We start from the raw sequence: 23,269 nt of genomic DNA, 5'->3' as shown, positions 1-23,269 counted from the left end.
CAATCGGACCACCATGATGACGGGAAACGGGGCGGTGCTCCTCGACGTGATCGCAGCGCTCGACACGGCGGTCGCCGACGTTCCGGTGCCGCCCGACCCCGAATCGATCATCTGCTCGGTGTCGATGCTCGACATCGACGATCTGGTCGAGACCCGTGCGGCCCCCACCGATGCGGTTATCGCCGTCGGCGTCGACGCACCGACCGTCGCACACTGGCTGGCGGGGCTGCCCGTGCGTGCTCCGGGGGCTCCCGCAGCCCTCATGGTCAAGCGCTCGTCGGTCGACGCCGCCGTCCGTCGTGCCGCCGGGGACGCCGGGACCACGGTGGTCGTGATCGACCAGCGCGCCAGATGGGACCGGGTGCTCGGCATGGTCCAGGCGCAACTCGACCGCGTCGAGGAGACCGAGGCCGAGGCAGGCGGTGGGGCCGTCGACCTGGTCGGTCTCGTCGAACTGATCGCGCAGGGGACCGGTGGACTCGTGTCGATCGAAGACGCGACGAGCGCACGGGTGCTCGCCTATTCGCCGTCCAAGGGTGAGGCCGACGACCTGCGGGTGCAGACGATCCTCGGTCGCGCAGGGCCGGCCCGATATCTCGAACTCCTGCGGACATGGGGCGTGTTCGACACCATTCGCCGCGGTGGCGAGGTGGTCGATGTGCCCGAGGATCCCGATCACCTGATGCGCCGCCGCCTCGTCGTCGGTGTCCACTCGTCCTCGGGGAGACATCTGGGGTCGATCTGGGTTCAACAGGGCGCGGCACCGCTCGCGGACGATGCCGCTCACGTCTTGACCGGTGCGGCTGCAGTCGCTGCGCGCATCCTGACCCGTGAGATGCGGGCGCCGTCCACCGAGGAACGTCTCGTCCAGCGCGTGTTCGGTGCGCACGGCGGCGTCGACCCGGCCACCGCGGGCGCCTACCTGCGTTGGCCGGTGGACGATCCGGTCGCGGTCGTCGGGGTGACCACGACGGGTGGTGACGAGAGCCGTCGCAGCGATGCGATGGGTGCGGTGGGCGGTGCACTGCGACTGCACGCGAGCGCATACGCGCCGGCGGCGCTCACCGCGGTGATGGACGGCCGCGCGTACCTACTGCTTCCCGCGACGAGCGAGTCCGCCCTCATCGGGTGGCTCCGCGGTCTGGTCACGCGGTTCGACGGAGATCCGGCGTTGGGTGACGCGACGCTCCACGCCGCACTCGTGTCGCCGTTGGCCGGGCTCGCCAACGTTCCCGGTGCCCGGAGCGAGGTCGACAGGGTGCTCGCTGCGACGTCCGACGGCTCAGCTCGCGTGACGACCCTCGCCGAGTCGCGGACAGCGGTGCTGCTCGGCGAGATCCTGGAGACGCTCGCGGCGCGCGACGACCTCGTCGACCCGCGACTGACCGGACTGCGTGAGTACGACGCGCGCCACGAGGGCGGCTTGGTTCCCAGCGTCCGCGCCTACCTCGACGCGCACGGCAGCGTGCGGGATGCGGCGCGCGCGGTGGGGGTGCATGCGAACACGCTGCGCTACCGACTCAACCGTGCGCAGCAGCTGTCGGACCTGCGGTTCGACGATCCCGCCGATCGGCTGCTGACGACGATCATGCTCGCCGTCGACGGTCGGCGACGATGACGGACGATGACGTTTGACCTCGTGCTCCCGACCGGGATGCAATGGACGCGCACATCACCGATACCGACCGGAGGACCCACATGACCCGACTCGCCGACGAGGAACGACTCCTGATCGAGACGGTCCGGGCCTTCATCGACCGCGACGTCCGCGGATCGGTCCGCGAGATGGAGCACGCCGACGAGTACCCCGAGGCATGGATCGAGCAGATGAAACGCCTCGGCGTGTACGGGCTCGCGGTACCCGAGGAGTACGGCGGCGCACCCGTCTCGATGCCCTGCTATGCGCAGGTCACCCAGGAGTTGGCGCGCGGGTGGATGAGCCTGGCCGGGGCGATGGGCGGACACACCGTCGTGGCGAAGCTGCTCGACCTGTTCGGAACCGAGGAGCAGAAGCAGAGATATCTGCCGGTCATGGCGACCGGCGAACTGCGGGCGACGATGGCGCTCACCGAACCGGGCGGGGGATCGGATCTGCAAGCCATCACGACCGTCGCCCGCACCGACGGCGACGCGCTGGTCGTCACGGGAGCCAAGACGTGGATCTCCAATGCGCGCCGGTCGGGGCTGATCGCCCTGCTGTGCAAGACCGATCCGCGTGCCGAGCCCCGACACCGCGGCATCTCGGTGCTTCTGTGCGAGCACGGTCCGGGACTCACGGTGTCGCGGGACCTGCCCAAACTCGGGTACAAGGGCGTCGAATCGTGCGAGCTCGTCTTCGACGACTATCGGGTCGGCGCCGACGCGGTCCTCGGCGGGATCCCCGGCCACGGCTTCGCACAGATGATGAAGGGGCTGGAGACCGGCCGCATCCAGGTGGCGTCACGGGCCCTGGGCGTCGCGACGGCCGCGTTGGAGGACTCGCTGGCCTACGCGCAGGAGCGAGAATCGTTCGGCCGTCCGATCTGGAAGCACCAGGCCGTCGGCAACCACCTGGCCGATATGGCGACCAAGCTCTCCGCAGCCCGCCAGCTCACCTGGCACGCCGCGGAACGGTACGACCGCGGCGAACGCTGCGACATGGAGGCGGGAATGGCGAAGCTCTTCGCCTCGGAGGTGGCGATGGAGATCGCACTCGATGCCGTCCGAATCCACGGCGGCTACGGCTACTCCACGGAATTCGACGTGGAACGCTACTTCCGGGACGCGCCGCTCATGATCGTCGGCGAGGGCACCAACGAGATCCAGCGCAATGTCATCGCCTCGCAACTGGTGCAGCGAGGCGGACTCTGAGCCATGACCCCACAGTCAGCCGTCCCAGACCCGGATGTCCCAGACCCGGATGTCCCAGACATCACGCGAGACGTCGCGGCGCGCCGCGTCGCCTCGTGGCGCCGGACGGCCGTCGACCCCGCCGGACTGCGGATCTCGGCGGTCGCGATCACCGTGGTCCGCCGTCGCGGCGGCCACGGGGTGTGGCTCCTGAAACGACCCGACACCATGCGCAACCATCCGGGACAGTTCGCGCTCCCCGGCGGACGCGTCGACCCCGGCGAGGACGCCGTCGCGGCAGCGGTGCGCGAACTGCATGAGGAGACCGGGATCACCGCCGGGCCGGAGTCGGTGCTCGGCCTGCTCGACGACTACCGCACCCGGTCGGGGTACCGGATCACACCCGTGGTGTGCTGGCTCGACGCCGACCCGGTCCTCACACCCAACCCCGCAGAAGTCGCCGAGACGCACTTCATCCCGTTCGGCGACCTCCTGGCGCCGGCGCGGTTCGTGTCGATCCCCGAATCCGATCGACCGGTGATCCAACTCCCGATCGCCGACGACCTGGTGCACGCGCCCACGGCCGCGGTGCTCTATCAGTTCGCAGAGGTGGTGCTGCGGGATCGCCGCACCCGCGTCGATCACCTCGAGCAACCGCCCTTCGCCTGGAGCTGACCGACAGCCGCGGCCGTGAGCGCAGTATCAGGTGCGCACTGCGTGCGCGGTGTCAGGTGCGCACTGCGTGCGCGGCGGCGACCATGTTCCGCAGAGCAGCCTCCACCTCGTCGGTCCGCCGAGTCTTGAGTCCGCAATCCGGATTCACCCACAGCCGGTCGGCAGTCACCGCGGCCAACGCCTCCCGCAGCGACTCGGTGATCTCCTCGGTGCTCGGAACACGAGGCGAATGGATGTCGTAGACACCGGGCCCGACCTGGTTCGCGAATCCCGCCGAGTCGAGATCGGCGAGGACCTCCATGTGCGAACGCGCCGCCTCGATCGACGTGACATCGGCATCCAGATCCGCGATCGCCCCGATGACCTCGCCGAACTCCGAATAACACAGGTGCGTGTGGATCTGCGTGGCGTCCGCGACCCCCGCGGTCGCGATGCGGAACGCCGTCACCGCCCAGTCGAGGTACTCGGCACGATCGGCCGCCCGCAGGGGGAGGAGTTCGCGCAGCGCCGGCTCATCGACCTGGATGATCGAGACACCGGCCCGTTCCAGGTCGACCGTCTCATCGCGAATGGCGAGAGCGACCTGCCGGGCGGTGTCGATCAGCGGCTGATCATCGCGGACGAACGACCACGCGAGGATCGTCACCGGTCCGGTCAGCATCCCCTTCACCGGCCGGTCGGTGAGCGACTGCGCATACGTGATCCAGTCGACCGTCATCGGCTCGGGCCGGGCCACGTCGCCGAACAGGATCGGCGGACGCACACACCGCGACCCGTACGACTGCACCCAGCCGTTCCGGGTGGCGAAGAATCCGTCGAGCTGTTCGGCGAAGTACTGGACCATGTCGTTGCGTTCGGGTTCGCCGTGCACGAGGACGTCGAGACCGATGCGCTCCTGCAGGGCGATCACCTCGGCGATCTCCTGCTGCATCCGAGCCCGGTAGGCGGCCTCGTCGAGGGCCCCCGTGCGGGCGGCCATCCGCGCCTTGCGGATCTCCACCGTCTGCGGGTACGACCCGATGGTCGTCGTCGTCAAGGCGGGAAGACCCAGGGCGTCGTCCTGAGCCTTCCGGCGGCCGGCCGCCGGCGTCCGGGTCCAGTCGTCCGCGGTCAACGCCGCGAGACGGTCGCGCACCGCGCCCACCGTCAGACGCGGATCGGTGGCGCGACTCGCGAGAGCCCGCCTCGCGGCGTCGAACTCGGCCGCGTGCGCCTGCCTGCCGTCGGCCAGCGCACCCGCGAGAGCCGCCACCTCCGCGAACTTCTCGTCGGCGAACGCCAGCCAGCCGCGCAGGGTTCGACCGGCGTCGGTGCCGTCGAGGTCCGTCTCGGGCGACAGCGAGTAGGGGACGTGCAGGGTGGAGCACGACGTGCTCACCGCCAGCGCGCCGACATCGCGCCGGACCGCCTCGAGGGTGGTCAGGGCCTGATCGAGGTCGGTGCGCCACACGTTCCGGCCGTCGACCACGCCGGCGACGACGAGCTTGTCGCCGAGTCCGGCCCCCGCGACCGATTCGGCGGTCCCGCTCACCAGGTCCACGCCGACGCCGTCGACGTCGGTGCGCGCCAGCGCGGTGAGCCGGTCGCCGGCGTCACCGAAATACGTCTGCACGAGGATCCTGGGTCGCCCGGTGACGGCCGACAGCTCGCGGTAGACGCGTTCGGCGAGTTCCGCGAGTCCGTCGGCCTGATCGGTGACCAACGTCGGCTCGTCGATCTGGACCCACGGGACCCCGGTGTCGCCGATCAGCCGGAGCAGCTCCGAATACAGGCCGATCAGATCGTCGACGCGCGTGAGCGGGGCGTCGGCACCGTCGACCGCCTTGGCCAATGCCAGGAACGTGATCGGGCCGATCACGACGGGACGCGCGGCGACCCCCAGGGCGCGGGCCTCGGCGATCTCGTCGACGAGCCGGGACGCGTCGAGCGAGAACCGGGTGTCGGGGCCGATCTCGGGGACCAGATAGTGATAGTTGGTGTCGAACCACTTGGTCATCTCGAGCGGAGTGACGTCGTCGGTGCCGCGAGCCGCCGCGAAATAGCGGTCGAGCCGGTCGTCGATGCCCGCGACGCGCGGCGGGAGCGCGCCGAGCATCTCGGCGGTGTCGAGGACCTGGTCGTAGTACGAGAAGGTGCCCACGGGAATGGAATCGTGCCCCGCCCGGCGCAGCCTGTTCCAGCCGTCCCGGCGGATCTCGGCGCCGACGCGGCCGAGTTCGGCGGCGTCGATGCGACCCGCCCAGTAGGATTCCACCGCTCGTTTGAGCTCCCGGTCGGCGCCGATGCGCGCGATTCCCGGAACGGTGGCCGTGAACTGCGATGCGTGCGTTGTTGCCCTGTCGTCAGACATGACGTGTCGTCTCTCCTGCATTCGTCGTGACGACCGATGCCACAGCAGGGCGACGCGAAGCGGCCCCTGTACGCAAGCACCGTTCGAACGTACGCCCTCGTCCACGAGGCGATCGGTCACCGGATGCGGTCGCACCCGGTACAACCGGCAGGTCTTCGGGCTCGTCGGCGTGCGCGGAGCGCCCCTACTGATCGTCGCTTCCCGAGATCGTTCCGCTACGGAGATCTCAGTGCTGGTGACGACTGTCGTTCCGACTCACCGCTGCGGGTCAGCTCCGGATTCACACTCGGATTCCCTCTTCGCGGCTCAGACGTGCGGCACACGCCGCCCGCGTCGACGCCCGTCGAGAAGCAGGGGCTCCATAGTGATCTCGACCGGGCGAACCAGTTGCGACCCCGATACTAGGAGCCCGGGCCACAGAAGGCACGAATTGTGCTCACCGATGATTCTAATTCGGTTGACCTGCGAGTTCTCTCGCTCTGCTGCGTGCGGTCCGAGCGGCGACGACCAGCGCTCGCAACGCCGCGCGCGCCTCGTCGACGGTCCGCGTCTTGAGCCCGCAGTCGGGATTCACCCACAGTCGATCGGCGGACACCACGGCGAGTGCCTCGGCGAGCGCGTCGACGATGTGGTCGATCGACGGGATCTGCGGTGAGTGGACGTCGTAGACGCCCGGCCCCACCTGCCCGTCGAATCCGGCGTCGACGAGCTCGGAGAGGATCTCCATGTGCGATCGCGCCGCCTCGATGGAGGTGACATCGGCGTCCATCTCGGTGATCGCGCCGATCACCGGAGCGAAATCCGAATAACACAGGTGGGTGTGGATCTGGGTCGAGTCGGCCACGCCGCCCGTCGCGATGCGGAACGAACGCACGGCCCGAGCCAGATAGTCGGCGCGGCGGTCCGCGTGCAGGGGCAGCAGCTCGCGGAGTGCGGGCTCGTCGACCTGGATGATCGGGACGCCGGCGCGTTCGAGGTCGGCGACCTCGTCGCGGACCGCGAGGGCGATCTGGTCGGCGGTGTCGGACCGGGGCTGGTCGTCGCGGACGAACGACCGCCCGAGGATCGTCACGGGACCGGTCAGCATCGCCTTGAGCGGTTTGGTCGTCAACGACTGCGCGTAGGTGGTCCACCCGACGGTCATCGGTCCGGGGCGGGAGACGTCGCCGAACAGGATCGGCGGCCGGACGCACAGTGATCCGGTGGCCTGCACCCAGCCGTTGCGGGTGGCGAAGAATCCGTCGAGCTGTTCGGCGAAGTACTGGACCATGTCGTTGCGTTCGGGTTCGCCGTGCACGAGGACGTCGAGGCCGACTCGCTCCTGCAGGGCTATGACCTCGGCGATCTCCTGCTGGATGCGGTCCCGGTACGTCTCGTAGTCGATCGATCCCGTACGCAGTGCGCGCCGGGTCTCGCGGATCGACCGCGTCTGCGGGTACGAGCCGATCGTGGTCGTGGTCAGCGGCGGCAGGTTCAGGGCGGTGTCCTGCGCGATGCGCCGGTCGGCGACCGATGACCGGGTCCAGTCCGCGGGGCGCAGTGCGGCGAGACGGTCGGCCACCGCGGTGACGTGGAGGCGGGCGTCGCTCGCCCGCGAGGCGAGTGCGGCCCGCGACACCTCGAAGGCCACGGCCTGGTCGTCGCGACCGTGGGCGTGGGCGCGAGCGAGCACGGCTACCTCGGCGAACTTCTCGTCGGCGAAGGCGAGCCACCCGTGCAGCGCAGGATCGAGGTCGGTCTCGCCGCGGAGCGTGTAGGGCACGTGGAGGGTGGAGCACGATGTGCTCACCGCGAGCGAGCCCACGTGCGGGCGGAGGTGCTCGAGGAGGTCGGCCGCACGGTCGAGGTCGGTGCGCCACACGTTTCGGCCGTCGACGACGCCCGCGACGAGATGCGTGGACGTCAGATCGAGGTGGTCGACGGCGGGGACGGCACCGCTCACGAGGTCGACGCCGATGCCCTCGACGCCGGCGGCCAGGAGGACGTCGAGCCGGTCGCCGAGGTCGCCGAAGTAGGTCTGCACGAGGATCGGCGGGCGCGGGCCGTCGGCGGCGAGGCGGGCGTAGACGCGTCGAGCGAGACCGGACAGGTCGTCGACGAGATCGGTCACCAGAATCGGTTCGTCGATCTGCACCCACGGTGCGCCGGCATCGTGGAGGACCGCCAGGAGACGGACGTAGAGGTCGACGACCTCGTCGATCCGAGTCATCGGGGCGGGGCCGCCGTCGGCGGCCGTGGCGAGCGCCAGGAACGTGATCGGGCCGATCACCACCGGTCGAGCGGGCATCCCCAGGGCGACGGCCTCGGCGAGCTCGGCGAGCAGGCGAGACGGGTCGAGGGCGAACTCGGTCTCCGGCCCGATCTCCGGCACCACGTGCGCGTAGTTGGTGTCGAACCAGCCGGTCGTGTCGAGCGGTGCCACCTCCGCGGTGCCGCGGGCCGCTGCGAAATACCGGTCGAGGGGGGCGTCGATGCTCGCGACGCGGGGCGGGAGGGCGCCGAGCATCTCGGCGGTGTCGAGCATCTGGTCGTAATACGAGAAGGTGCCGACGGGCACCGAGTCGTGGCCGGCCTGGACCAGTCGGTGCCAACCGTCCCGTCGGATCGCGGCCCCCACGCCCGCGAGTGCGGCGGCGTCGATGCGGCCGGCCCAATAGGCCTCCACCGCTCGTTTGAGCTCCCGGTCGGCGCCGATCCGAGCGATGCCGGGGACGGTCGCGGCGAACGGTGCGGGGGACGGGCTGACGGGCGTGGTGTCCGACATGGTCGAGAACTCTCCTGCTTCGGGGTCGTCACGGCGGACGTCGGCGACGTGACGTCGGTCCGCACGTGTTCCGGCCGGGGGAGAGGCAGGGGCTCCATGGTCATCTCGGCCGCCGGAATCGGTCGCACGCCCGATGGTAGGCGAACGCGTAAAATCAAGCATATGAGGTCTGACGGAGGGTGTGATTCGGCGGTTGCGGCGGACGCCGTCGCCGGAATGGTCCTCGTGGCTCGCGGAGACGAGCGGAATCCGGCCGGGGACGTCGACATCCCGCAGGCCCAACAGATCTGGACGTGCACGGCGAACCTGGCGGCGGGCGGATGCGCGGAGATCTTCGTCGCCCTCGGCGAGCGGGTGATCCCCGCGCCCGCCACCACGTCGACGACCCTCTATCTGCCCGAGTGGTACCACAGCCTCGACAAGACCTCGCAGAGCGCGTTGATGTTCGTCGACCGGCACCCGGTGATGTCGGGCGTCGTCGTCCTGACCGCCGACTCCATCACCAGCGGTGCCTGTGCCGTGGCCCGCGTCATCGAGGCGGCCGACGGTGACCCGGAGGCGATCTGCCGCGCCGAGTACGGCGGGACACCGCTGCAGCCGATCTACCTCGGCGCCGAACGGATCCGCGAGGCGATCGCCGAGATCGACGCGGGGACTCCCGTCTTCCGCTATCTCCTCGCTCATGCCGGAGACATGGTCCGCGTCGACTGCAGCGACCTGGGTGACGCCGCCCCCATCGGGCTGTAGACGCCCCGTTCCAGGCACCTGGCGGTCGGCGCCGAGATCTCGGATGATTTGATGACCTGCGGATGTCGGGGACAGGTCACGGTGGTCGATCCCCGTTGTGCACGACGGGAGATACACGCGATCAGCGATACGGCAGACGAGACTCTCGCGGGCGGTACCGGATCGCTCGCGCGTGGTCTGAGCGCCCGGCACATCCGGTTCATCGCGCTCGGCTCGGCCATCGGGACCGGTCTGTTCTACGGGTCCGCCGAGGCGATCGCCACAGCGGGTCCGTCGGTCCTCATCGCCTACCTCGTCGGCGGCGCCGTGATCTACGCGGTCCTGCGCGCTCTCGGTGAACTGTCGGTCCGCAATCCGGTCGCCGGCTCCTTCAGCGAGTTCGCCACCACCCACCTCGGGCCGCTGGCCGGCTTCCTGACCGGATGGACGTTCATCTTCGAGATGATCGTCGTCTGCCTCGCCGACGTCACCGCGTTCGGCGTCTACATGGGGTTCTGGTTCCCCGACGTCCCCCGCTGGACGTGGGTGCTGGCCGTGGTCTTCCTGATCGGGGCGGTGAACCTGTGCAGTGTCACGGTGTTCGGCGAACTCGAGTTCTGGTTCACGCTCGTGAAGGTGGTGGCGATCGTGGCGATGATCGCCGGCGGAGTCGCCGTGCTGGTCTTCGGTTTCGGGGTGCGCGGCGACGACGGCCGGGAATCGGTGAGCACCGTGAGCAACCTGTGGTCCGACGGGGTGATGCCGAACGGGATCGCCGGGTTCCTGTCGAGTTTCGCGGTGGTGATGTTCGCGTTCGGCGGCAGCGAGATCATCGGCATCACGGCCGGTGAGGCACAGAACCCCCGCAAGACCATTCCGCAGGCGGTCAACACCGTTCCGGTGCGGATCCTGCTGTTCTACGTGTGCACGCTGTCGGTGATCATGGCGATCATCCCATGGCGGGAGATCACGGGGGAGGGCAGTCCGTTCGTCCAGATCTTCGAATCGTTGGGCCTGGCACCGGCGGCCGCCGTGCTCAACGTCGTGGTCATCACCGCGGCGCTCTCGGCGATCAACAGCGATGTCTTCGGTGCGGGACGCATGATGTACGGCCTCGCGCAGCGCGGTCAGGCGCCGGCGTCGCTCAAGGCGGTCTCGGCAGGCGGTGTGCCGTGGCTGACCGTGGTCATCATGGTGGTGGCGCTGCTGCTCGCCGTGGTGCTGAACTGGGTGATGCCCGACCGGGTGTTCCTGGTGATCGCCTCGCTGGCGACGTTCGCGACGATGTTCGTCTGGATGATGATCCTGGTCTCGCAGTATCGGGCCCGCCGCGCGATGACGCGCGAGGAGCAACGGGCCCTGGAGTTCGGCGTCCCGCTGTGGCCGTACGGGCAGATCGCGGCGATGGGGTTCCTGGTCTTCGTCGCGATCGTCGTCGCCGTGGATCCCGACACCAGGGTGTCGTTCATCGTCGGCGCCGGATGGCTGGTGCTGTTGGTGATCGCCTACCGCACGTTGGTCCCGCGCTCCGCGCGACGCTGAGCGACGACCCGGGTCGGACTCGTGTTCGGGTCGGTCCGACGCTCAGGGCAGTGCGGTCCGCAGCGGTCCCGGGTCCACAGACAACAGGGCTGCGGCGCAGCGAGACGCCGGATCGACCGCGTCGGCGAGGGCGTCGGCGAATCCGTCACGTGCCAGCCCGCGTACGGTGCCGGACGCGTCGACGCCGACGACGGCGGCCAGCTCGCCGGTCGTCGGCACGCAGACGGCCCACCGCAGTGCGGTCTCGTCGGACCACGCGCGGTCGGCCGACCGGACGTAGGCGGCGGGATCGGGGACCCCGAGGAGGCGCAGGGCCCGAACGTCGGAGAGCCGGTCGTCGTCACGAAGAGCGCGCAGATACCACGCGCCCGCGTTGACTTCGACCGGCTCCACGACGAATCAGACGATCCGCTCGGCTACGTGATCTCGAGCAGGACGGTGCCCTGGGTGACGGCGCCGCCGGGCTCGGCGGTCAGGCCGGTCACGGTGCCGTCCTTGTGGGCGGTGACCGGGTTCTCCATCTTCATGGCCTCCAGGACCACCACGAGGTCGCCCGCGGACACGGTGTCGCCCTCGGCGACCGCGACCTTCACCACGGTGCCCTGCATCGGGGCGGTCACGGCGTCGCCGGACGCCGCCGCGCCGCCGCCCTTGCCGCGGGTGCGGGCCTTCGGCTTACGACGCAGTGCGCCGCCGTTGCCGTTGCCGCCGCCGAGGTTGAGGTCGCCGGGAAGCGAGACCTCGACGCGGCGTCCGCCCACCTCGACCACGACGTTCTGGCGGGGCGTGTCCTCGTCGTCGAGGGGTTCGCCGCCGGTGAACGGTTCGATGGTGTTCTCCCACTCCAGCTCGATCCACCGGGTGTAGACGTCGAACTTCTCGACCCCGTTCTCGTCGACTCGGCCGATGAACGCGGGGTTGGAGACGATGTGGCGGTGGAACGGGATCACGGTTGCCAGGCCCTCGACCTGGTACTCGTCCAGGGCGCGACGGGCGCGTTCGAGTGCCTGTTCGCGGGTCTCGCCGACCACGATCAGCTTGGCGAGCATCGAGTCGAACTGACCGCTGATGACGTCACCGGCGCGCACGCCCGAGTCCATCCGGACGCCGGGGCCCGAAGGCTCCTTGTAGACGGTGATCGGACCGGGAGCCGGAAGGAAGCCGCGACCGGCGTCCTCACCGTTGATGCGGAATTCGAAGGCGTGGCCGCGCGGGGTCGGGTCCTCGGTGATGTCGAGGGCGCGACCCTCGGCGATCCGGAACTGCTGGCGGACCAGGTCGATGCCCGCAGTCTCCTCGGTGACCGGGTGCTCCACCTGGAGGCGGGTGTTGACCTCGAGGAACGAGACCGTCTCGCCCTGCACCAGGTACTCGACGGTGCCCGCACCGTAGTATCCGGCCTCGCGGCAGATGGCCTTGGCCGACGAGTGGATCATCTCGCGCTGCTTGTCGGTCAGGTACGGCGCGGGGGCCTCTTCGACGAGCTTCTGGAAACGGCGCTGCAGTGAGCAGTCGCGGGTGCCGGCGACGATGACGTTTCCGTGCATGTCGGCGATCACCTGGGCTTCGACGTGCCGCGCCTTGTCGAGGTACTGCTCGACGAAGCACTCGCCGCGACCGAACGCCGCGACGGCCTCGCGGGTGGCGGACTCGAAGAGTTCGGGGATCTCCTCGACGGTGTGCGCGACCTTCATGCCGCGACCGCCGCCGCCGAAGGCCGCCTTGATCGCGACGGGGACGCCGTACTGCTCGGCGAAGGCGACGACCTCGTCGGCGCCGCCGACCGGGTCCTTGGTTCCCGCAGCCATCGGCGCGTCGGCGCGCTCGGCGATGTGGCGCGCGGTGACCTTGTCGCCGAGGTCGCGGATCGACTGCGGCGACGGGCCGATCCAGGTGAGGCCGGCGTCGAGGACGGCCTGGGCGAAGTCGGCGTTCTCGGACAGGAAGCCGTAGCCGGGGTGGATCGCGTCGGCGCCGGACTTGGCGGCGGCGTCGAGGATCTTGTCGAACACGAGGTACGACTCGGCGGAGGTCTGTCCGCCCAGTGCGAAGGCCTCGTCGGCGAGGCGCACGAACATCGCATCGGCGTCGGGCTCGGCGTAGACGGCCACGCTGGCGATCCCGGCGTCGCGGGCTGCGCGGATCACGCGGACCGCGATCTCGCCGCGGTTGGCGATGAGGACCTTCTTGATGGTCGTCTGACTGATCTCAGAGGAACTGGTCACTGGCACTCCTGTAGGACCGCCGGGGCGGCGGACCGTAGTCGGGGACGGGGTCAACCATCCGGGTTCGACGGGCTGCGTCTCGCGCGGGAGGTCCCGCGTGTGGCGTCTTCAAGGCACGCTGCTCGGCGGGGCCGGCGGCGTGATCTCCGCGACTCACATTAACGTACCGAGCAAATGCTCGGTACGAGGGTTGCCGCGCAGGATGAAAATCTGTCTACCCGTCTTTCGCTGTACTCGCGAGTAGGTCGACGAATCCGTCGAGGAACGCCTCCATCGCGAGTCCGTCGCCCGCGGGATAGCGCGTGTGCATCCGCAATCCGCCCGGAGTCCGGTTGACCCAGATGTACACCTCGTCGTCCGCGTAGGCGTGACTCCGCAGCACCCGCGCCGCGCCCGCGTCGCCGACATCCGACCGCGGAGTGCTCCGCGTGTCCATGTACGAGACCACCAGACTCGGCGAGCTGCGGACGTCGAGGATCTCGGCGACCCGCAGAAAGGGCAGCGTCGCACCGTCGCGGGAGTCGCCGAGCGCGGCGGTGCTGCGGCGGGCGGCCTCCGCCAGTGCGGGGTCGTCGGAGACGTCGACCGCGAGTGGAGCGAGCCCGACGAACCAGCCCAGCGAGTGGATCCACGTGCGATCGGTCCTCGTGTGACGGGGCATGATGCACGCGAACTCCCGCGCGCCCGTGGTGGATCGGAACGACAGTGCGAGCGCTCCGATCACCCCGCCGACGAGGGAGGCGCCCGCCGCGGCGCAGAAGTCCTCGAGTCGGCGCGCGGCGGCGTCGTCCAGGATCAATGCGGTTCGCGAGGGCTGCGGCAGCCGGCAACTGAGCTCGTCGGGCGTGAGGGGGTCCGACCCGATCCGCGCGGTCACATCGTCGGTGAGATCGGGGATCTCGACGGTGATGTCGGGGATGTCGACGGCCACCGACCCCTCGTCGTGCAGAGCGGGTTCGGTCGGATCGTGGTCGAGGAGCGGGCTCGCGAGCAGCGCATGCCGGTACCGGTCCAGGAACTCGCGCCACACGCCGATCGCCGGGTGGCTCGCATCGCCTGCGTCGGCCTCCCGCCGCTGGGCGTCGCTGAAATCGAGATAGCTGCCCGGCGGGCCGAGCACCGACGGCCGACGATCGCGGGCCGACCGGTACAGCTCGGTGAGCTCGTAGTGGGCCGTGACCAGGGAGTACCCGTCGACCAGCGAGTGATCGGCGGCGAACAGGAGGGTGAAGCCGTCGGGGCGGGCGACGGTCGCGAACCGGTAGGCGGGCCAGTGCAGCGGAGCCGTCGCGCGGTCGAAGGATCCGGCGATCTGTTCGAGCAACAGCGCGGTCTCGGTGTACCACCCGATCCGCGACATCGTGACGTGCACGGTGTCGGGGTCGGCCGTGTATCGCTCGGTGCGGTAGTGGGCGTCCCGATCGGCCTTCAGGACGACGTGGGTCCGCAGGACCTCGTGACGATCGATGTACGCACTGAGCGCGGCGCGGATCGCCGGAACCGACATCGGCTCGGCGAAGTCGATCGCCACGCCGAGCCACGACTCCCGTCCGCCCTCACGCCGCGTCGCCACCCGGTATTCGAATGCGGACCGGAGGTGCTGCTCGTGATTGTGCGACGTCTCCCGCGGATCCCTGCGCCAACTGCCGAGACCTCCGGGCACAGTCGGGATCCACTCGACGAGGCCACCGGGTTCGATCGGCGCGTCGAGGATCTGCAGGAAGTCCATGCCCGTCGGATGCCCGTCAGATCCCGGTCTGTTCGCGAACCTGGCGTTTGATGCGGGTGAGCATCCCGGCCATGCCGTTCAGACGCAGCGGAGACACCACGGACGCCAGCCCGAGATCGTGGAAGAAGTCGTTGGGGACGTCGATGATCTCGCGGGCGGAGGAGCCGTCGAGGCCTTCGTGGAGGATCGCCGCGAACCCGCGCGTCGTCGGTGCCTCGGGTGGTGCGCTGAAGTACAGCCGGACGGCGCCGGAGTCGGCGGCGTCCACCGACAGGAAGATCGGCGACTGGCACTCCGGCACCGGCTCCATGGCCTCCGGCTTGAGCTCCTCGGGCAGATCCGGCAGGTCTCCGGCGAACTCCAGGAGCAGCTGAATCTTGTCGGGGTCGGACATGGCGCCGAAATCGTCGACGATCTCGGCGAGCGAGGATGGCAGTGTCATGCGATCGCTCCGATTCGGGTTCGGGGACGGGGCTCGATCAAGCCTTCGGGGCCTCGCCGGGCTCCTCGCCGACCACGATCGGGACCCGCACCCGGTTTCCCCACTCGGTCCACGAGCCGTCGTAGTTGCGGACGTTCTCGAAGCCCAACAGGTGGGTGAGGACGAACCACGTGTGGCTCGATCGCTCACCGATCCGGCAGTACGCGATGGTCGGCGTCGACGGATCGAAGTCGGCGTAGATCTCCTCGAGCTCGGCGCGCGAACGGAACCGGCCGTCCGGTGCCGCGGCCTTCGCCCACGGGATCGAGATCGCGGTGGGGATGTGACCACCGCGCAGGGCACCCTCCTGCGGGTAGTCGGGCATGTGCGTGCGCTCGCCGGTGTACTCCTGCGGGGACCGCACATCGATGAGCGGCTGCTCGCCGAGCACGTCGAGGACCTGGTCGGCGTATGCCCGGATCACCGAGTCGTCGCGCTCGACGACGGGATAGTCGCTGCGGGGGTACACCGGGACGTCGAACGAGGTCTCGCGCTGCTCGTCCATCCAGGCGTCGCGGCCGCCGTCGAGCAGGCGCACGTCCTCATGGCCGAACAGGGTGAACACCCACAGGGCGTAGGCGGCCCACCAGTTGCTCTTGTCCCCGTAGATCACCACGGTGTCGTCGCGTTCGATGCCCTTCTCGCTCATCAGCGCGGCGAACTTCTCGCCGTCGATGTAGTCGCGGGTGACGGGATCGTTGAGGTGCAGATGCCAGTCGACCTTCTGCGCCGTCGGGATGTGCCCGATGTCGTAGAGCAGGACGTCCTCGTCGGATTCGATGATCTTCAGACCCGGGGCCCCCAGGTGCGCCGACAACCATTCGGTCGTGACGAGCCGCTCCGGGTGCGTGTATGTGGTGAAGGCCGGGTTCGGATCGAATTCCACAGTCACTGAGGGTCTCCCGCGTCTACTGGTGATGGTCGCGACCGATTCCGGACGCTGTAATCCAGCATACGGCGCGACCGGATCGCGACTGGAGGGCACACGCCGGTACCGGTGTGCAACCGGACGAATGACACGCGGCGGCGAACTCTCCGAGCGGGTGTTAGCGTTCCGGTCATGTCGTCGTCCTCCCCGCTGGGGCGTTCTCGTCCGCAGGCGTGTGCCCTGGTCCTCGCGGTGGTCACCGCGGTCCTGCTCGCCGGATGCGCGGTGTCCGGAACACCGCGCCGGGAGGCGATGAAGGACCCGATCCGCTGTTCGGCGTCCGAATGCCCCGAGCTGCCGGTGTTCTCGTCCAAGCGGTTGGCCGAATCCGGTGTCACCGCGGCCAACGCGTCGACGACCGTTCCCGCCTACCTGACCGCGGTCCTCGACGATCTCGAATCGGTCTGGCAGGAGTGGTTCGCCGAACTCAACATCGAGAACGCGGCGGCGGGACGCGTGCTGATCACGCCGGGGACGAGCTACCGCAGCGAATGCCTCAAGGACACCGAGCTCCGTTCGGGCATACCGAGCGATTACCCGAACGCCTTCTACTGCCTGCTCGACTCGGAGCCCGACGGCGGCGGGACCGCACGGAAGGGGTCGGTGATCCTGCCGGTCACCACCTTCGCCGAGATGTGGGACGGAAAGCTGATGGGTTCTTCGGGCATCCTCCTCGGCGACTTCACTGCGGCGACGATCATCGCGCACGAGTACGGCCACAACGTCATGTACCGGCTGCTCGAGGCGTACTCGATGGACAAGAGGGAGGGGCCGACGGGCGATGCCCCCGAACTCCTGGCCGACTGCTTCGCGGGGAACTGGGCCGCGACGGTGTTCGGACGCAAGGACCTGTCGTTCAAGGAGATGGCGCAGGCGGCGATGCTCATCATCTCGATCGGCGATCCCGCCCCCGGTCAGGGGCATGGCACGTCGCTCGCCCGGGCGAAGGCCCTGTGGAAGGGATTCTCGGACAATCTGAAGCGCCAGGGCACCCCGGGGGACTGTCTTCAGGCGTACTGGCCCGCCGTCCTGCGTTCGGCCTGACGACTTCTCAGCCGACGGTCCAGCCTCCCCGGGCACCATACCGATCACGCTTCCCGTCCGGCGAGACGCAGAAAATCTGTCGCGAGACAGAGGTGGGCGGCCACTGGTGCCCGAGATGATGGAGGCATGGAAACAACGCCCGCCCCGGCCGCACACCGCAGCGAGCGCACCGCCACGTTCGCCGTCGGCGGCCTCAGCCTCCTGGCCGGAGCCCTTTATGTGTGGGTGGTTTTCGCACTGCTCACGTCCGGTGCCGATGCCCCAGCCTCCCTGCTTGGATACACCGTCTTCGCCGCGGCGCTGGGCATCTATCTGGTCAGCGCACTCGCGACCGGTTCCACCGATCTGGGCTTGGCCCTTCCACTATGGTTCAGCGTGTTCGCACTCACCGCGTACCGCCCCTCGCTCGTGCGGGCATCGCGATCGCCGCCGGGTGGGTGCTTGTCGCCGGTACGAAGGTGTACCAGCTGCTGGCCATCGGCTATGCGCTGACCGTTGCCGAGGCCGGGCTGCTCCTCTTGGTCGAGGTGGGGTTCTTCTTCATCGCCTGCGGCGTGCTGGGGCTCGGCTTCCGCTTCCAGCGCCGGCGCGCAGAAGAAGCCGCCGAGCACGCACGTCTGGTTGGAGCACACGCCCGCGCGATCCACGCCGAAGCCACCACGACCGAACGGAACCGCCCATCCTTCCGGAGATCGAGCAGAAGACTGCCTGGGCACTGGAGAACATGCGCACCGTCGTCCGCACTCTCCGCGCAGACGACACACATGACGAGCCCGACCGACTCCCGCTCTCCGACGCGGCCGCGCGCCTGATCGGCACCCTCCAGATCGAACGCGGCATCGAGGTGACATCAACGATCCGTGCCGCTGACCCGGTCGACGATGCCTGCGCCTCGACGGTGTTGAGCGTGCTCAAAGAAGTCCTCCTCAATGCGGCCCGGCATGCTCCCGGGATGCCGGTCATGCTGAGGCTCGAGACCACGGCTTCCGGCGTGCACCTGACGGTGACCAACCGCGCTATCGGTATCCGTGTCGTCAGAGGCCGGTGGCACCGGTTACGGACTGGTCGGCGTGGCAGAGCGCGCCCGACTCCTCGGCGGCAGCACCCGGTGATCCCGCCGGTCCCGAACCAGCAGGCTCTCCCGCAGTCTGCGCGGTCGCGGACCGGCGCGATCGTCGCTCTCGTCATCGGCGCAGCGCTCACTGTCTCCGGCCCGGTGATCGGCATCCTCATCGGCAGCTTCGCCCTCGTGCCACACGCCCTCGGCTACGGCGAGAACGCCGCTCACCTTGCGCCGACGGCGACCATCGAGATCGATGCCGATGACTCCGTGCTGCTGCTCGCGCCCGTCGCCGACCTCGTACACGCCGCCCACGGAGGGTGCACGGGAGCAACCGCCGACGGCGCTGTCGCGGACATCTCTTACGAGCCGGCCGGCACGCTGAACACCCTCGTGAACGGAACCCGCTACGAGTCGTTCGCCCGCGTGACCGCGGGTGAACCGGGAACCTACACGCTGGCCTGCCACACCCCCGTCGACGTGATCGCCGCCCCGACGTTCGAACTCGGAACGGTAGTCGGAACCCTCGGCTGGCGGACCGCAGGCGGCCTCATCGTCTCGGTGCCCGGCGTCGTCCTGGCGATCATCGGGACCGTCCGCCTCGCGCGCACCCCGAAGTCGGTTTAGCCGACGGTCCAGAGGTCGGTGACGTCGACGCCGACCTCGTCGAGGAGGCTGCGCACCAGCGGCAGGCTGATGCCGATGACCGACGACGGGTCGCCGTCGACGCCGTCGATCAACCAGCCGCCCAGACCGTCGAGGGTGAACCCGCCGGCCACCTCGAGCGGTTCGCCGGTGGCCGCGTAACGGTCGATGACCTCGTTGGAGACGTCGGCGAACGCGATGGTCGTCGACCGGCTGCCGACCGCCGTCCCGATCACCGCTCCGCCGGACAGGCGGCGGACGCAGTGACCGGTGATGAGGAGCCCCTCGGTGCCGCGCATCGACCGCCACCGTCGTGCGGCGACCTCCGCGGTGTGCGGTTTCCCGACGAGCTCACCGTCGATGGAGAGCATCGAGTCACAGGTCAGGATCACGCCGTCCGCGGCCGCCGGGCCGGCGTCGCGGATGATCGACTCCACGACGGCGTCGGACTTGGCCTCGGCGAGGCGGGTGACGATCCGGTCGTGCGGTGCTCCCGCCAGCGAACCGAGCAGCGCGTCCTCGTCGACCTGCGACACGACGACCGCCGGTCGCAGACCGGCGTCGCGCAGCACACGCAGGCGTGCCGGCGACGCCGAACCGAGAACGACGGTCGTCGCAGGGGTGCGGACGGTCACCAGCCGCCGCGGTTGGTGTAGCTGCCCGGCTGTCCCCACATGGTGCGGAACTTGTCGACGGGACGACCCCAGTCGTTGCGGGGGGCGCCGGTGTCGTCGGACGATCCGCCGGCAGCGGCGAAGACGCCGACCAGCACGGCCAGGTCCTCATCGGTGGGGTTGCCGTCGACGACGGTCAGGAACGGCCGGGCCGGCTTCTCGTCGCCGGCCGGCGAGTCGAGGTCTGCACTCATCGGTGCCGCCTTTCTCTACGGGTCGGGACGATCAGAGCGGAATGTTGCCGTGCTTCTTCGGCGGGACCTGGACCAGCTTGCGCTCGAGCAGTTTGAGGGCGTTGGCGATCTGGCCGCGCGTGTGGCTCGGCGGGATCACGGCGTCCACGTAGCCGCGTTCGGCGGCCACATACGGGTTCACCAGGGTGTCCTCGTACTCCTGCTGGAGTTCGAGGCGCAGTGCGTCGACGTCGTCGCCGTTGGCCTCCGCCTCCTTGAGGCGGCCGCGGTAGACGAAGCCCACCGCACCCGAGGCACCCATGACGGCGATCTGCGCGGTCGGCCACGCGAGGTTCACATCGGCGCCCATGTGCTTGGAACCCATCACGTCGTAGGCGCCGCCGTAGGCCTTGCGGGTGATGACGGTGACCTTGCCGACGGTGGCCTCGCCGTAGGCGTACAGCAGCTTGGCGCCGCGCCGGATGATGCCGTTGTACTCCTGCTCGGTTCCCGGCAGGAAGCCGGGGACGTCGACGAGCGTGACGATCGGGACGTTGAACGCGTCGCAGGTGCGCACGAAGCGCGCGGCCTTCTCGGACGCGTCGATGTCGAGGCAGCCGGCGAACTGGGTCGGCTGGTTGGCGACGATGCCGACGCTGCGGCCGTCGATGCGGCCGAAGCCGACGACGATGTTCATCGCGCGCTCGGCCTGCACCTCGAGGAACTCGTCGTCATCGAGGAGGTTCCGGATCACCTCGTGCATGTCGTACGGCTGATTCGGCGAATCGGGGATGATCGTGTCGAGGGCGATGTCCTCGTCGGTGAGGTTGTCCTCGATGGCGCCCACCCGGTCGGCGACCGGGAAGCGGGGAGCCTCCGCGCGGCAGTTCGACGGCAGGTACCCGAGGAGCTCCTTCACGTAGTCGAGGGCGTCCTCCTCGTCCTGCGCGACGTAGTGGGCGACACCCGACTTGGTCATGTGGGTGTTGGCACCGCCGAGGTCCTCCATGCTGACGTCTTCGCCGGTCACGGTCTTGATGACGTCGGGGCCGGTGACGAACATCTGGCTGGTCTGATCGACCATCACCACGAAGTCGGTCAGTGCGGGGGAGTAGACGTGGCCGCCGGCGGCGGGCCCCATGATCAGGGAGATCTGGGGGATGACGCCGGAAGCGCGCACGTTGCGCTCGAAGATCTCGCCGTACAGGCCGAGGGAGACCACACCCTCCTGGATGCGGGCGCCCGCGCCCTCGTTGATGCCGATCAGCGGGCGACCGGTCTTGAGCGCGAGGTCCATGACCTTGACGATCTTCTCGCCGTACACCTCGCCGAGGCTGCCGCCGAACACCGCGGCGTCCTGGCTGAAGACGCAGACCTCGCGGCCGTCGATGGTGCCGTACCCGGTGACGACGCCGTCGCCGAGCGGCCGGCGGTCGGCCAGGCCGAAGTTGGTCGACCGGTGGCGAGCCAGGGCGTCGAGCTCCACGAACGAGCCCTCGTCCAGCAGGTGGGTGATGCGCTCGCGTGCGGTGAACTTGCCCTTCGCGTGGGCCTTCTCCGCTGCGGCCTCACCGACGGGGCATTCCGCGTCGGCGAGCCTGTTGCGCAGGTCGGCGAGCTTTCCGGCCGTGGTGTGGATGTCGGGTGCAGCGCCCTCGTCGCGCGAAGCTGTCGTCATAGCCATCGATGCTAACTTCCCGAGCGGGCGCTCGGTCAAGTGGTCGAGAATGTGAGAATATCCTCACATTCTCCCCGGTGCGTGCGCCGCATAGAATCCGCGACATGGAACCCCGTCGCGCATCCGGCGCACTGCCCGACATCGCCCGCCTGCGATCGAGTCTCTCCGAGTCCACCCGCTGGCGCGACGTGGGCGTGGTCGATGAGACGGGATCGACCAACGCCGACCTCATCGCGCGTGTCGACCGCGGCGAGGACATCGACGGTGCGGTCCTCATCGCGGGGCGGCAGACCGCCGGGCGGGGGAGACACGCCCGCGTCTGGGAGACGCCGGACGGTCAGCTCGCGATCTCGGCGGCACTCCGAGTCCCCGCGCACGCGACCCCGGTCCTCGGCTGGTTGTCGTTGCTCACGGGGCTGGCCGTCCACGACGCGCTCGTCGGCGTCACGGGCTCGCACGTCCACCTCAAATGGCCCAACGACGTGCTGGCACCCGACGGCGGCAAGCTGTCGGGGATCCTCTCGGAGTATCGCCCCGCGACGGGCGGCGGCGGGACCGCGGTCATCGGCACCGGCATCAACCTCGATCTGCCCGCGGACGCGGCCACCGGGCGCGGATCATCGGTTCGGGATCTGGTCGGCGACTCCGCCCGCGGAGATGTCGCGGTCGTGGATGCGACGGATGTCGCGGTGGCCTATCTGACGGCGCTGTCGCGGCGTCTCGAGTCATGGCCGGACGCGATCGACGACCTGCTCGAGGACTATCGGGCGGCCAGCACCACCCTCGGCACGCGGGTCCGACTGATCCTTCCCGGCGGCACCGAGGTCGTCGGGGAGGCGTCGGCGGTCGACGCCGAGGGGCGCATCGTCGTCGACGCTCCGGACGGTCCGGTGGTGGCCTCCGCGGGCGACGTCACGCACCTTCGGCCCGCAGTGGCTGACTGAAGACCGGTAGCTGATTGAAGACCGGCGATCAGTGCTTGCGTGTGCTGCTGCGGCCCATCGTCGGGATCAGGGTGAGGACCGGCAGGCCGATCAGCAGGTGCATGATCGCCGTTCCGATCCCCGAGGCGTACTGGTTCTCCATGAGCAGCAGCGGCAGCAGGACGGCCGCGGCGACCAGCAGACCGACGATCCAGCTGTAGAACTGGTTCGGCACCGGCGTCACGATCTGCAGGATGTACCACAGGGCGCCGCCCATGAGGGCGACCACGAATCCGGTGATCGCGAACCACCACTCGCCCTCGCTGAGCGGGACGAAGTAGCCGTTGAACGTGCCGGCGGTGTTGATCTTCTTGGCGACGGTGAGGATCACCCAGGCCGCCAGCCAGGCGGCGAGGCCGGTGACGACGCCGGTCATCAGGACGCCGCCGCAGAACATCACGGGGTCCACGTCGGGGCCCGGGCGACGCGGGGTGCGCGGTTTGCCCGCCCCGTAACTCTGGTCGGCATAGCCCTGGTCGGCATAGCCCTGATCGCGGTAATTCTGATCGCCGTAGGTGTGCGGGTTCTGCTCGTACTCCGGATACGCGTCGTACTGGCTGTAAGCGCGTGTCTGGGGCGGCTGCTCGCGGCGCTGGTAGGGATCGCGCGGGTCGTTGTAAGTCATGGTCCTCGCCTGTGGTCGCGTCGTGGTCTGTACCGTCCGGGAACTCGGTGGCGTGCGGGGCCCGGAGACGTCTGGAGCGACGCCTGGGTGTGACGCCTGGGGGTTCAGTGTAGCCCCGAAACCGGCGATCTCCGCGGG

Annotated in this window: 20 protein-coding genes and 1 riboswitch; of the genes, 9 read left to right on the top strand and 11 right to left on the bottom strand. The window is 69.3% G+C overall.

Features of this window, described 5'->3' with window-relative positions; translation table 11 throughout:
- Nucleotides 1–13 precede the first annotated feature (13 nt).
- The 3 genes from G528_RS0112195 (at nt 14) to G528_RS0112185 (ending at nt 3,504) form a co-directional block, all read left to right on the top strand.
- Nucleotides 14–1,618 (top strand): PucR family transcriptional regulator, encoded by a 1,605-nt coding sequence (locus G528_RS0112195; protein WP_084638184.1) that lies wholly within the window; start codon nt 14–16, stop codon nt 1,616–1,618.
- An 80-nt stretch (nt 1,619–1,698) separates the two neighbouring features.
- Complete coding sequence (locus G528_RS0112190) at nt 1,699–2,850, top strand: acyl-CoA dehydrogenase family protein (protein ID WP_026919217.1); 1,152 nt, start codon at nt 1,699–1,701, stop codon at nt 2,848–2,850.
- 3 nt (nt 2,851–2,853) lie between these two features.
- Nucleotides 2,854–3,504, top strand: coding sequence for an NUDIX hydrolase (locus tag G528_RS0112185; RefSeq protein WP_051198761.1), 651 nt, complete (start codon nt 2,854–2,856; stop codon nt 3,502–3,504).
- Nucleotides 3,505–3,556: 52 nt separating this feature from the next.
- Here the strand turns inward: G528_RS0112185 and metE (G528_RS0112180) are convergent, their stop codons facing one another.
- Together metE (G528_RS0112180) and metE (G528_RS0112175) are read right to left on the bottom strand one after the other, a co-directional pair.
- Nucleotides 3,557–5,854, bottom strand: coding sequence for a 5-methyltetrahydropteroyltriglutamate--homocysteine S-methyltransferase (gene metE / locus G528_RS0112180; protein ID WP_026919215.1), 2,298 nt, complete (start codon nt 5,852–5,854; stop codon nt 3,557–3,559).
- A 129-nt stretch (nt 5,855–5,983) separates the two neighbouring features.
- Nucleotides 5,984–6,198, bottom strand: a riboswitch (cobalamin riboswitch).
- A gap of 104 nt (nt 6,199–6,302) precedes the next feature.
- Nucleotides 6,303–8,618: a 5-methyltetrahydropteroyltriglutamate--homocysteine S-methyltransferase gene (gene metE, locus G528_RS0112175; RefSeq protein WP_026919214.1), complete on the bottom strand. Its 2,316-nt coding sequence runs from the start codon at nt 8,616–8,618 to the stop codon at nt 6,303–6,305.
- A 162-nt stretch (nt 8,619–8,780) separates the two neighbouring features.
- Here metE (G528_RS0112175) and G528_RS0112170 point away from each other — a divergent pair, with 162 nt between their 5' ends.
- On the top strand, nt 8,781–9,365 hold the full coding sequence (locus G528_RS0112170; protein WP_026919213.1) for a glycosyltransferase family protein: 585 nt from the start codon (nt 8,781–8,783) through the stop codon (nt 9,363–9,365).
- Nucleotides 9,366–9,485: 120 nt separating this feature from the next.
- Nucleotides 9,486–10,886, top strand: a complete 1,401-nt coding sequence (locus G528_RS0112165) for an amino acid permease (RefSeq protein ID WP_051198779.1) — start codon at nt 9,486–9,488, stop codon at nt 10,884–10,886.
- A gap of 42 nt (nt 10,887–10,928) precedes the next feature.
- Here the strand turns inward: G528_RS0112165 and G528_RS0112160 are convergent, their stop codons facing one another.
- The 5 genes from G528_RS0112160 to G528_RS0112140 form a co-directional block, all read right to left on the bottom strand.
- Nucleotides 10,929–11,279 (bottom strand): hypothetical protein, encoded by a 351-nt coding sequence (locus G528_RS0112160; protein ID WP_026919211.1) that lies wholly within the window; start codon nt 11,277–11,279, stop codon nt 10,929–10,931.
- Between the two features lie 23 nt (nt 11,280–11,302).
- Nucleotides 11,303–13,111, bottom strand: coding sequence for an acetyl/propionyl/methylcrotonyl-CoA carboxylase subunit alpha (locus tag G528_RS0112155; protein ID WP_026919210.1), 1,809 nt, complete (start codon nt 13,109–13,111; stop codon nt 11,303–11,305).
- 214 nt (nt 13,112–13,325) lie between these two features.
- A complete protein-coding gene (locus G528_RS0112150) occupies nt 13,326–14,840 on the bottom strand; it encodes a condensation domain-containing protein (protein WP_026919209.1) in 1,515 nt (504 codons plus the stop codon).
- A gap of 16 nt (nt 14,841–14,856) precedes the next feature.
- On the bottom strand, nt 14,857–15,282 hold the full coding sequence (locus G528_RS0112145) for a SufE family protein (RefSeq protein ID WP_026919208.1): 426 nt from the start codon (nt 15,280–15,282) through the stop codon (nt 14,857–14,859).
- A gap of 37 nt (nt 15,283–15,319) precedes the next feature.
- Nucleotides 15,320–16,213 (bottom strand): sulfurtransferase, encoded by an 894-nt coding sequence (locus tag G528_RS0112140; protein WP_026919207.1) that lies wholly within the window; start codon nt 16,211–16,213, stop codon nt 15,320–15,322.
- Nucleotides 16,214–16,381: 168 nt separating this feature from the next.
- On the opposite strand from G528_RS0112140, the gene G528_RS0112135 reads away from it, so the two are divergent.
- From G528_RS0112135 to G528_RS18460, 3 genes are all read left to right on the top strand, one after another.
- A complete protein-coding gene (locus tag G528_RS0112135; RefSeq protein WP_051198760.1) occupies nt 16,382–17,293 on the top strand; it encodes a neutral zinc metallopeptidase in 912 nt (303 codons plus the stop codon).
- A gap of 458 nt (nt 17,294–17,751) precedes the next feature.
- Nucleotides 17,752–18,105 carry a hypothetical protein gene (locus tag G528_RS18465; protein WP_156890437.1) on the top strand — a complete coding sequence of 118 codons (354 nt, stop codon included), beginning with the start codon at nt 17,752–17,754 and terminating at the stop codon, nt 18,103–18,105.
- A 296-nt stretch (nt 18,106–18,401) separates the two neighbouring features.
- Nucleotides 18,402–18,980, top strand: a complete 579-nt coding sequence (locus tag G528_RS18460) for a hypothetical protein (RefSeq protein ID WP_156890436.1) — start codon at nt 18,402–18,404, stop codon at nt 18,978–18,980.
- Here the strand turns inward: G528_RS18460 and G528_RS0112120 are convergent.
- Genes G528_RS0112120 through G528_RS0112110 form a run of 3 tightly spaced genes read right to left on the bottom strand, consistent with a single transcriptional unit; the run spans nt 18,977 to nt 21,523 of the window.
- Nucleotides 18,977–19,633, bottom strand: a complete 657-nt coding sequence (locus G528_RS0112120) for a Maf family protein (RefSeq protein WP_026919203.1) — start codon at nt 19,631–19,633, stop codon at nt 18,977–18,979. The genes G528_RS18460 and G528_RS0112120 overlap by 4 nt on opposite strands.
- Nucleotides 19,630–19,866 (bottom strand): acyl-CoA carboxylase subunit epsilon, encoded by a 237-nt coding sequence (locus G528_RS0112115; RefSeq protein ID WP_026919202.1) that lies wholly within the window; start codon nt 19,864–19,866, stop codon nt 19,630–19,632. Before G528_RS0112115 ends, G528_RS0112120 begins: the two co-directional genes overlap by 4 nt.
- 31 nt (nt 19,867–19,897) lie before the next feature.
- Nucleotides 19,898–21,523: an acyl-CoA carboxylase subunit beta gene (locus tag G528_RS0112110; RefSeq protein ID WP_026919201.1), complete on the bottom strand. Its 1,626-nt coding sequence runs from the start codon at nt 21,521–21,523 to the stop codon at nt 19,898–19,900.
- A gap of 104 nt (nt 21,524–21,627) precedes the next feature.
- On the opposite strand from G528_RS0112110, the gene G528_RS0112105 reads away from it, so the two are divergent.
- The gene (locus tag G528_RS0112105) at nt 21,628–22,467 is read left to right on the top strand and encodes a biotin--[acetyl-CoA-carboxylase] ligase (RefSeq protein ID WP_051198758.1); all 840 of its coding nucleotides are present in this window, start codon (nt 21,628–21,630) and stop codon (nt 22,465–22,467) included.
- A 28-nt stretch (nt 22,468–22,495) separates the two neighbouring features.
- Here G528_RS0112105 and G528_RS0112100 read toward each other — a convergent pair whose 3' ends face one another.
- On the bottom strand, nt 22,496–23,131 hold the full coding sequence (locus tag G528_RS0112100) for a DUF6069 family protein (protein ID WP_026919199.1): 636 nt from the start codon (nt 23,129–23,131) through the stop codon (nt 22,496–22,498).
- Nucleotides 23,132–23,269: the final 138 nt, after the last annotated feature.

The sequence above is a fragment of the Gordonia shandongensis DSM 45094 genome, from assembly GCF_000423025.1.
Classification (GTDB): Bacteria; Actinomycetota; Actinomycetes; order Mycobacteriales; family Mycobacteriaceae; genus Gordonia; species Gordonia shandongensis.
The sequence above is the reverse complement of the archived record's forward strand: the minus strand, read 5'-3'. Positions and strand labels throughout refer to the sequence as shown.

Excerpts from the sequence above, each read along its gene's own strand:
- G528_RS0112195 (WP_084638184.1), top strand. The coding sequence starts at position 14 with ATGATGACGGGAAACGGGGCGGTGCTCCTCGACGTGATCGCAGCGCTC.
- G528_RS0112190 (WP_026919217.1), top strand. The coding sequence starts at position 1,699 with ATGACCCGACTCGCCGACGAGGAACGACTCCTGATCGAGACGGTCCGG.
- G528_RS0112185 (WP_051198761.1), top strand. The coding sequence starts at position 2,854 with ATGACCCCACAGTCAGCCGTCCCAGACCCGGATGTCCCAGACCCGGAT.
- metE (WP_026919215.1), bottom strand. The coding sequence starts at position 5,854 with ATGTCTGACGACAGGGCAACAACGCACGCATCGCAGTTCACGGCCACC.
- metE (WP_026919214.1), bottom strand. The coding sequence starts at position 8,618 with ATGTCGGACACCACGCCCGTCAGCCCGTCCCCCGCACCGTTCGCCGCG.
- G528_RS0112170 (WP_026919213.1), top strand. The coding sequence starts at position 8,781 with ATGAGGTCTGACGGAGGGTGTGATTCGGCGGTTGCGGCGGACGCCGTC.
- G528_RS0112150 (WP_026919209.1), bottom strand. The coding sequence starts at position 14,840 with ATGGACTTCCTGCAGATCCTCGACGCGCCGATCGAACCCGGTGGCCTC.
- G528_RS0112145 (WP_026919208.1), bottom strand. The coding sequence starts at position 15,282 with ATGACACTGCCATCCTCGCTCGCCGAGATCGTCGACGATTTCGGCGCC.
- G528_RS0112135 (WP_051198760.1), top strand. The coding sequence starts at position 16,382 with ATGTCGTCGTCCTCCCCGCTGGGGCGTTCTCGTCCGCAGGCGTGTGCC.
- G528_RS0112115 (WP_026919202.1), bottom strand. The coding sequence starts at position 19,866 with ATGAGTGCAGACCTCGACTCGCCGGCCGGCGACGAGAAGCCGGCCCGG.
- G528_RS0112110 (WP_026919201.1), bottom strand. The coding sequence starts at position 21,523 with ATGACGACAGCTTCGCGCGACGAGGGCGCTGCACCCGACATCCACACC.
- G528_RS0112105 (WP_051198758.1), top strand. The coding sequence starts at position 21,628 with ATGGAACCCCGTCGCGCATCCGGCGCACTGCCCGACATCGCCCGCCTG.
- G528_RS0112100 (WP_026919199.1), bottom strand. The coding sequence starts at position 23,131 with ATGACTTACAACGACCCGCGCGATCCCTACCAGCGCCGCGAGCAGCCG.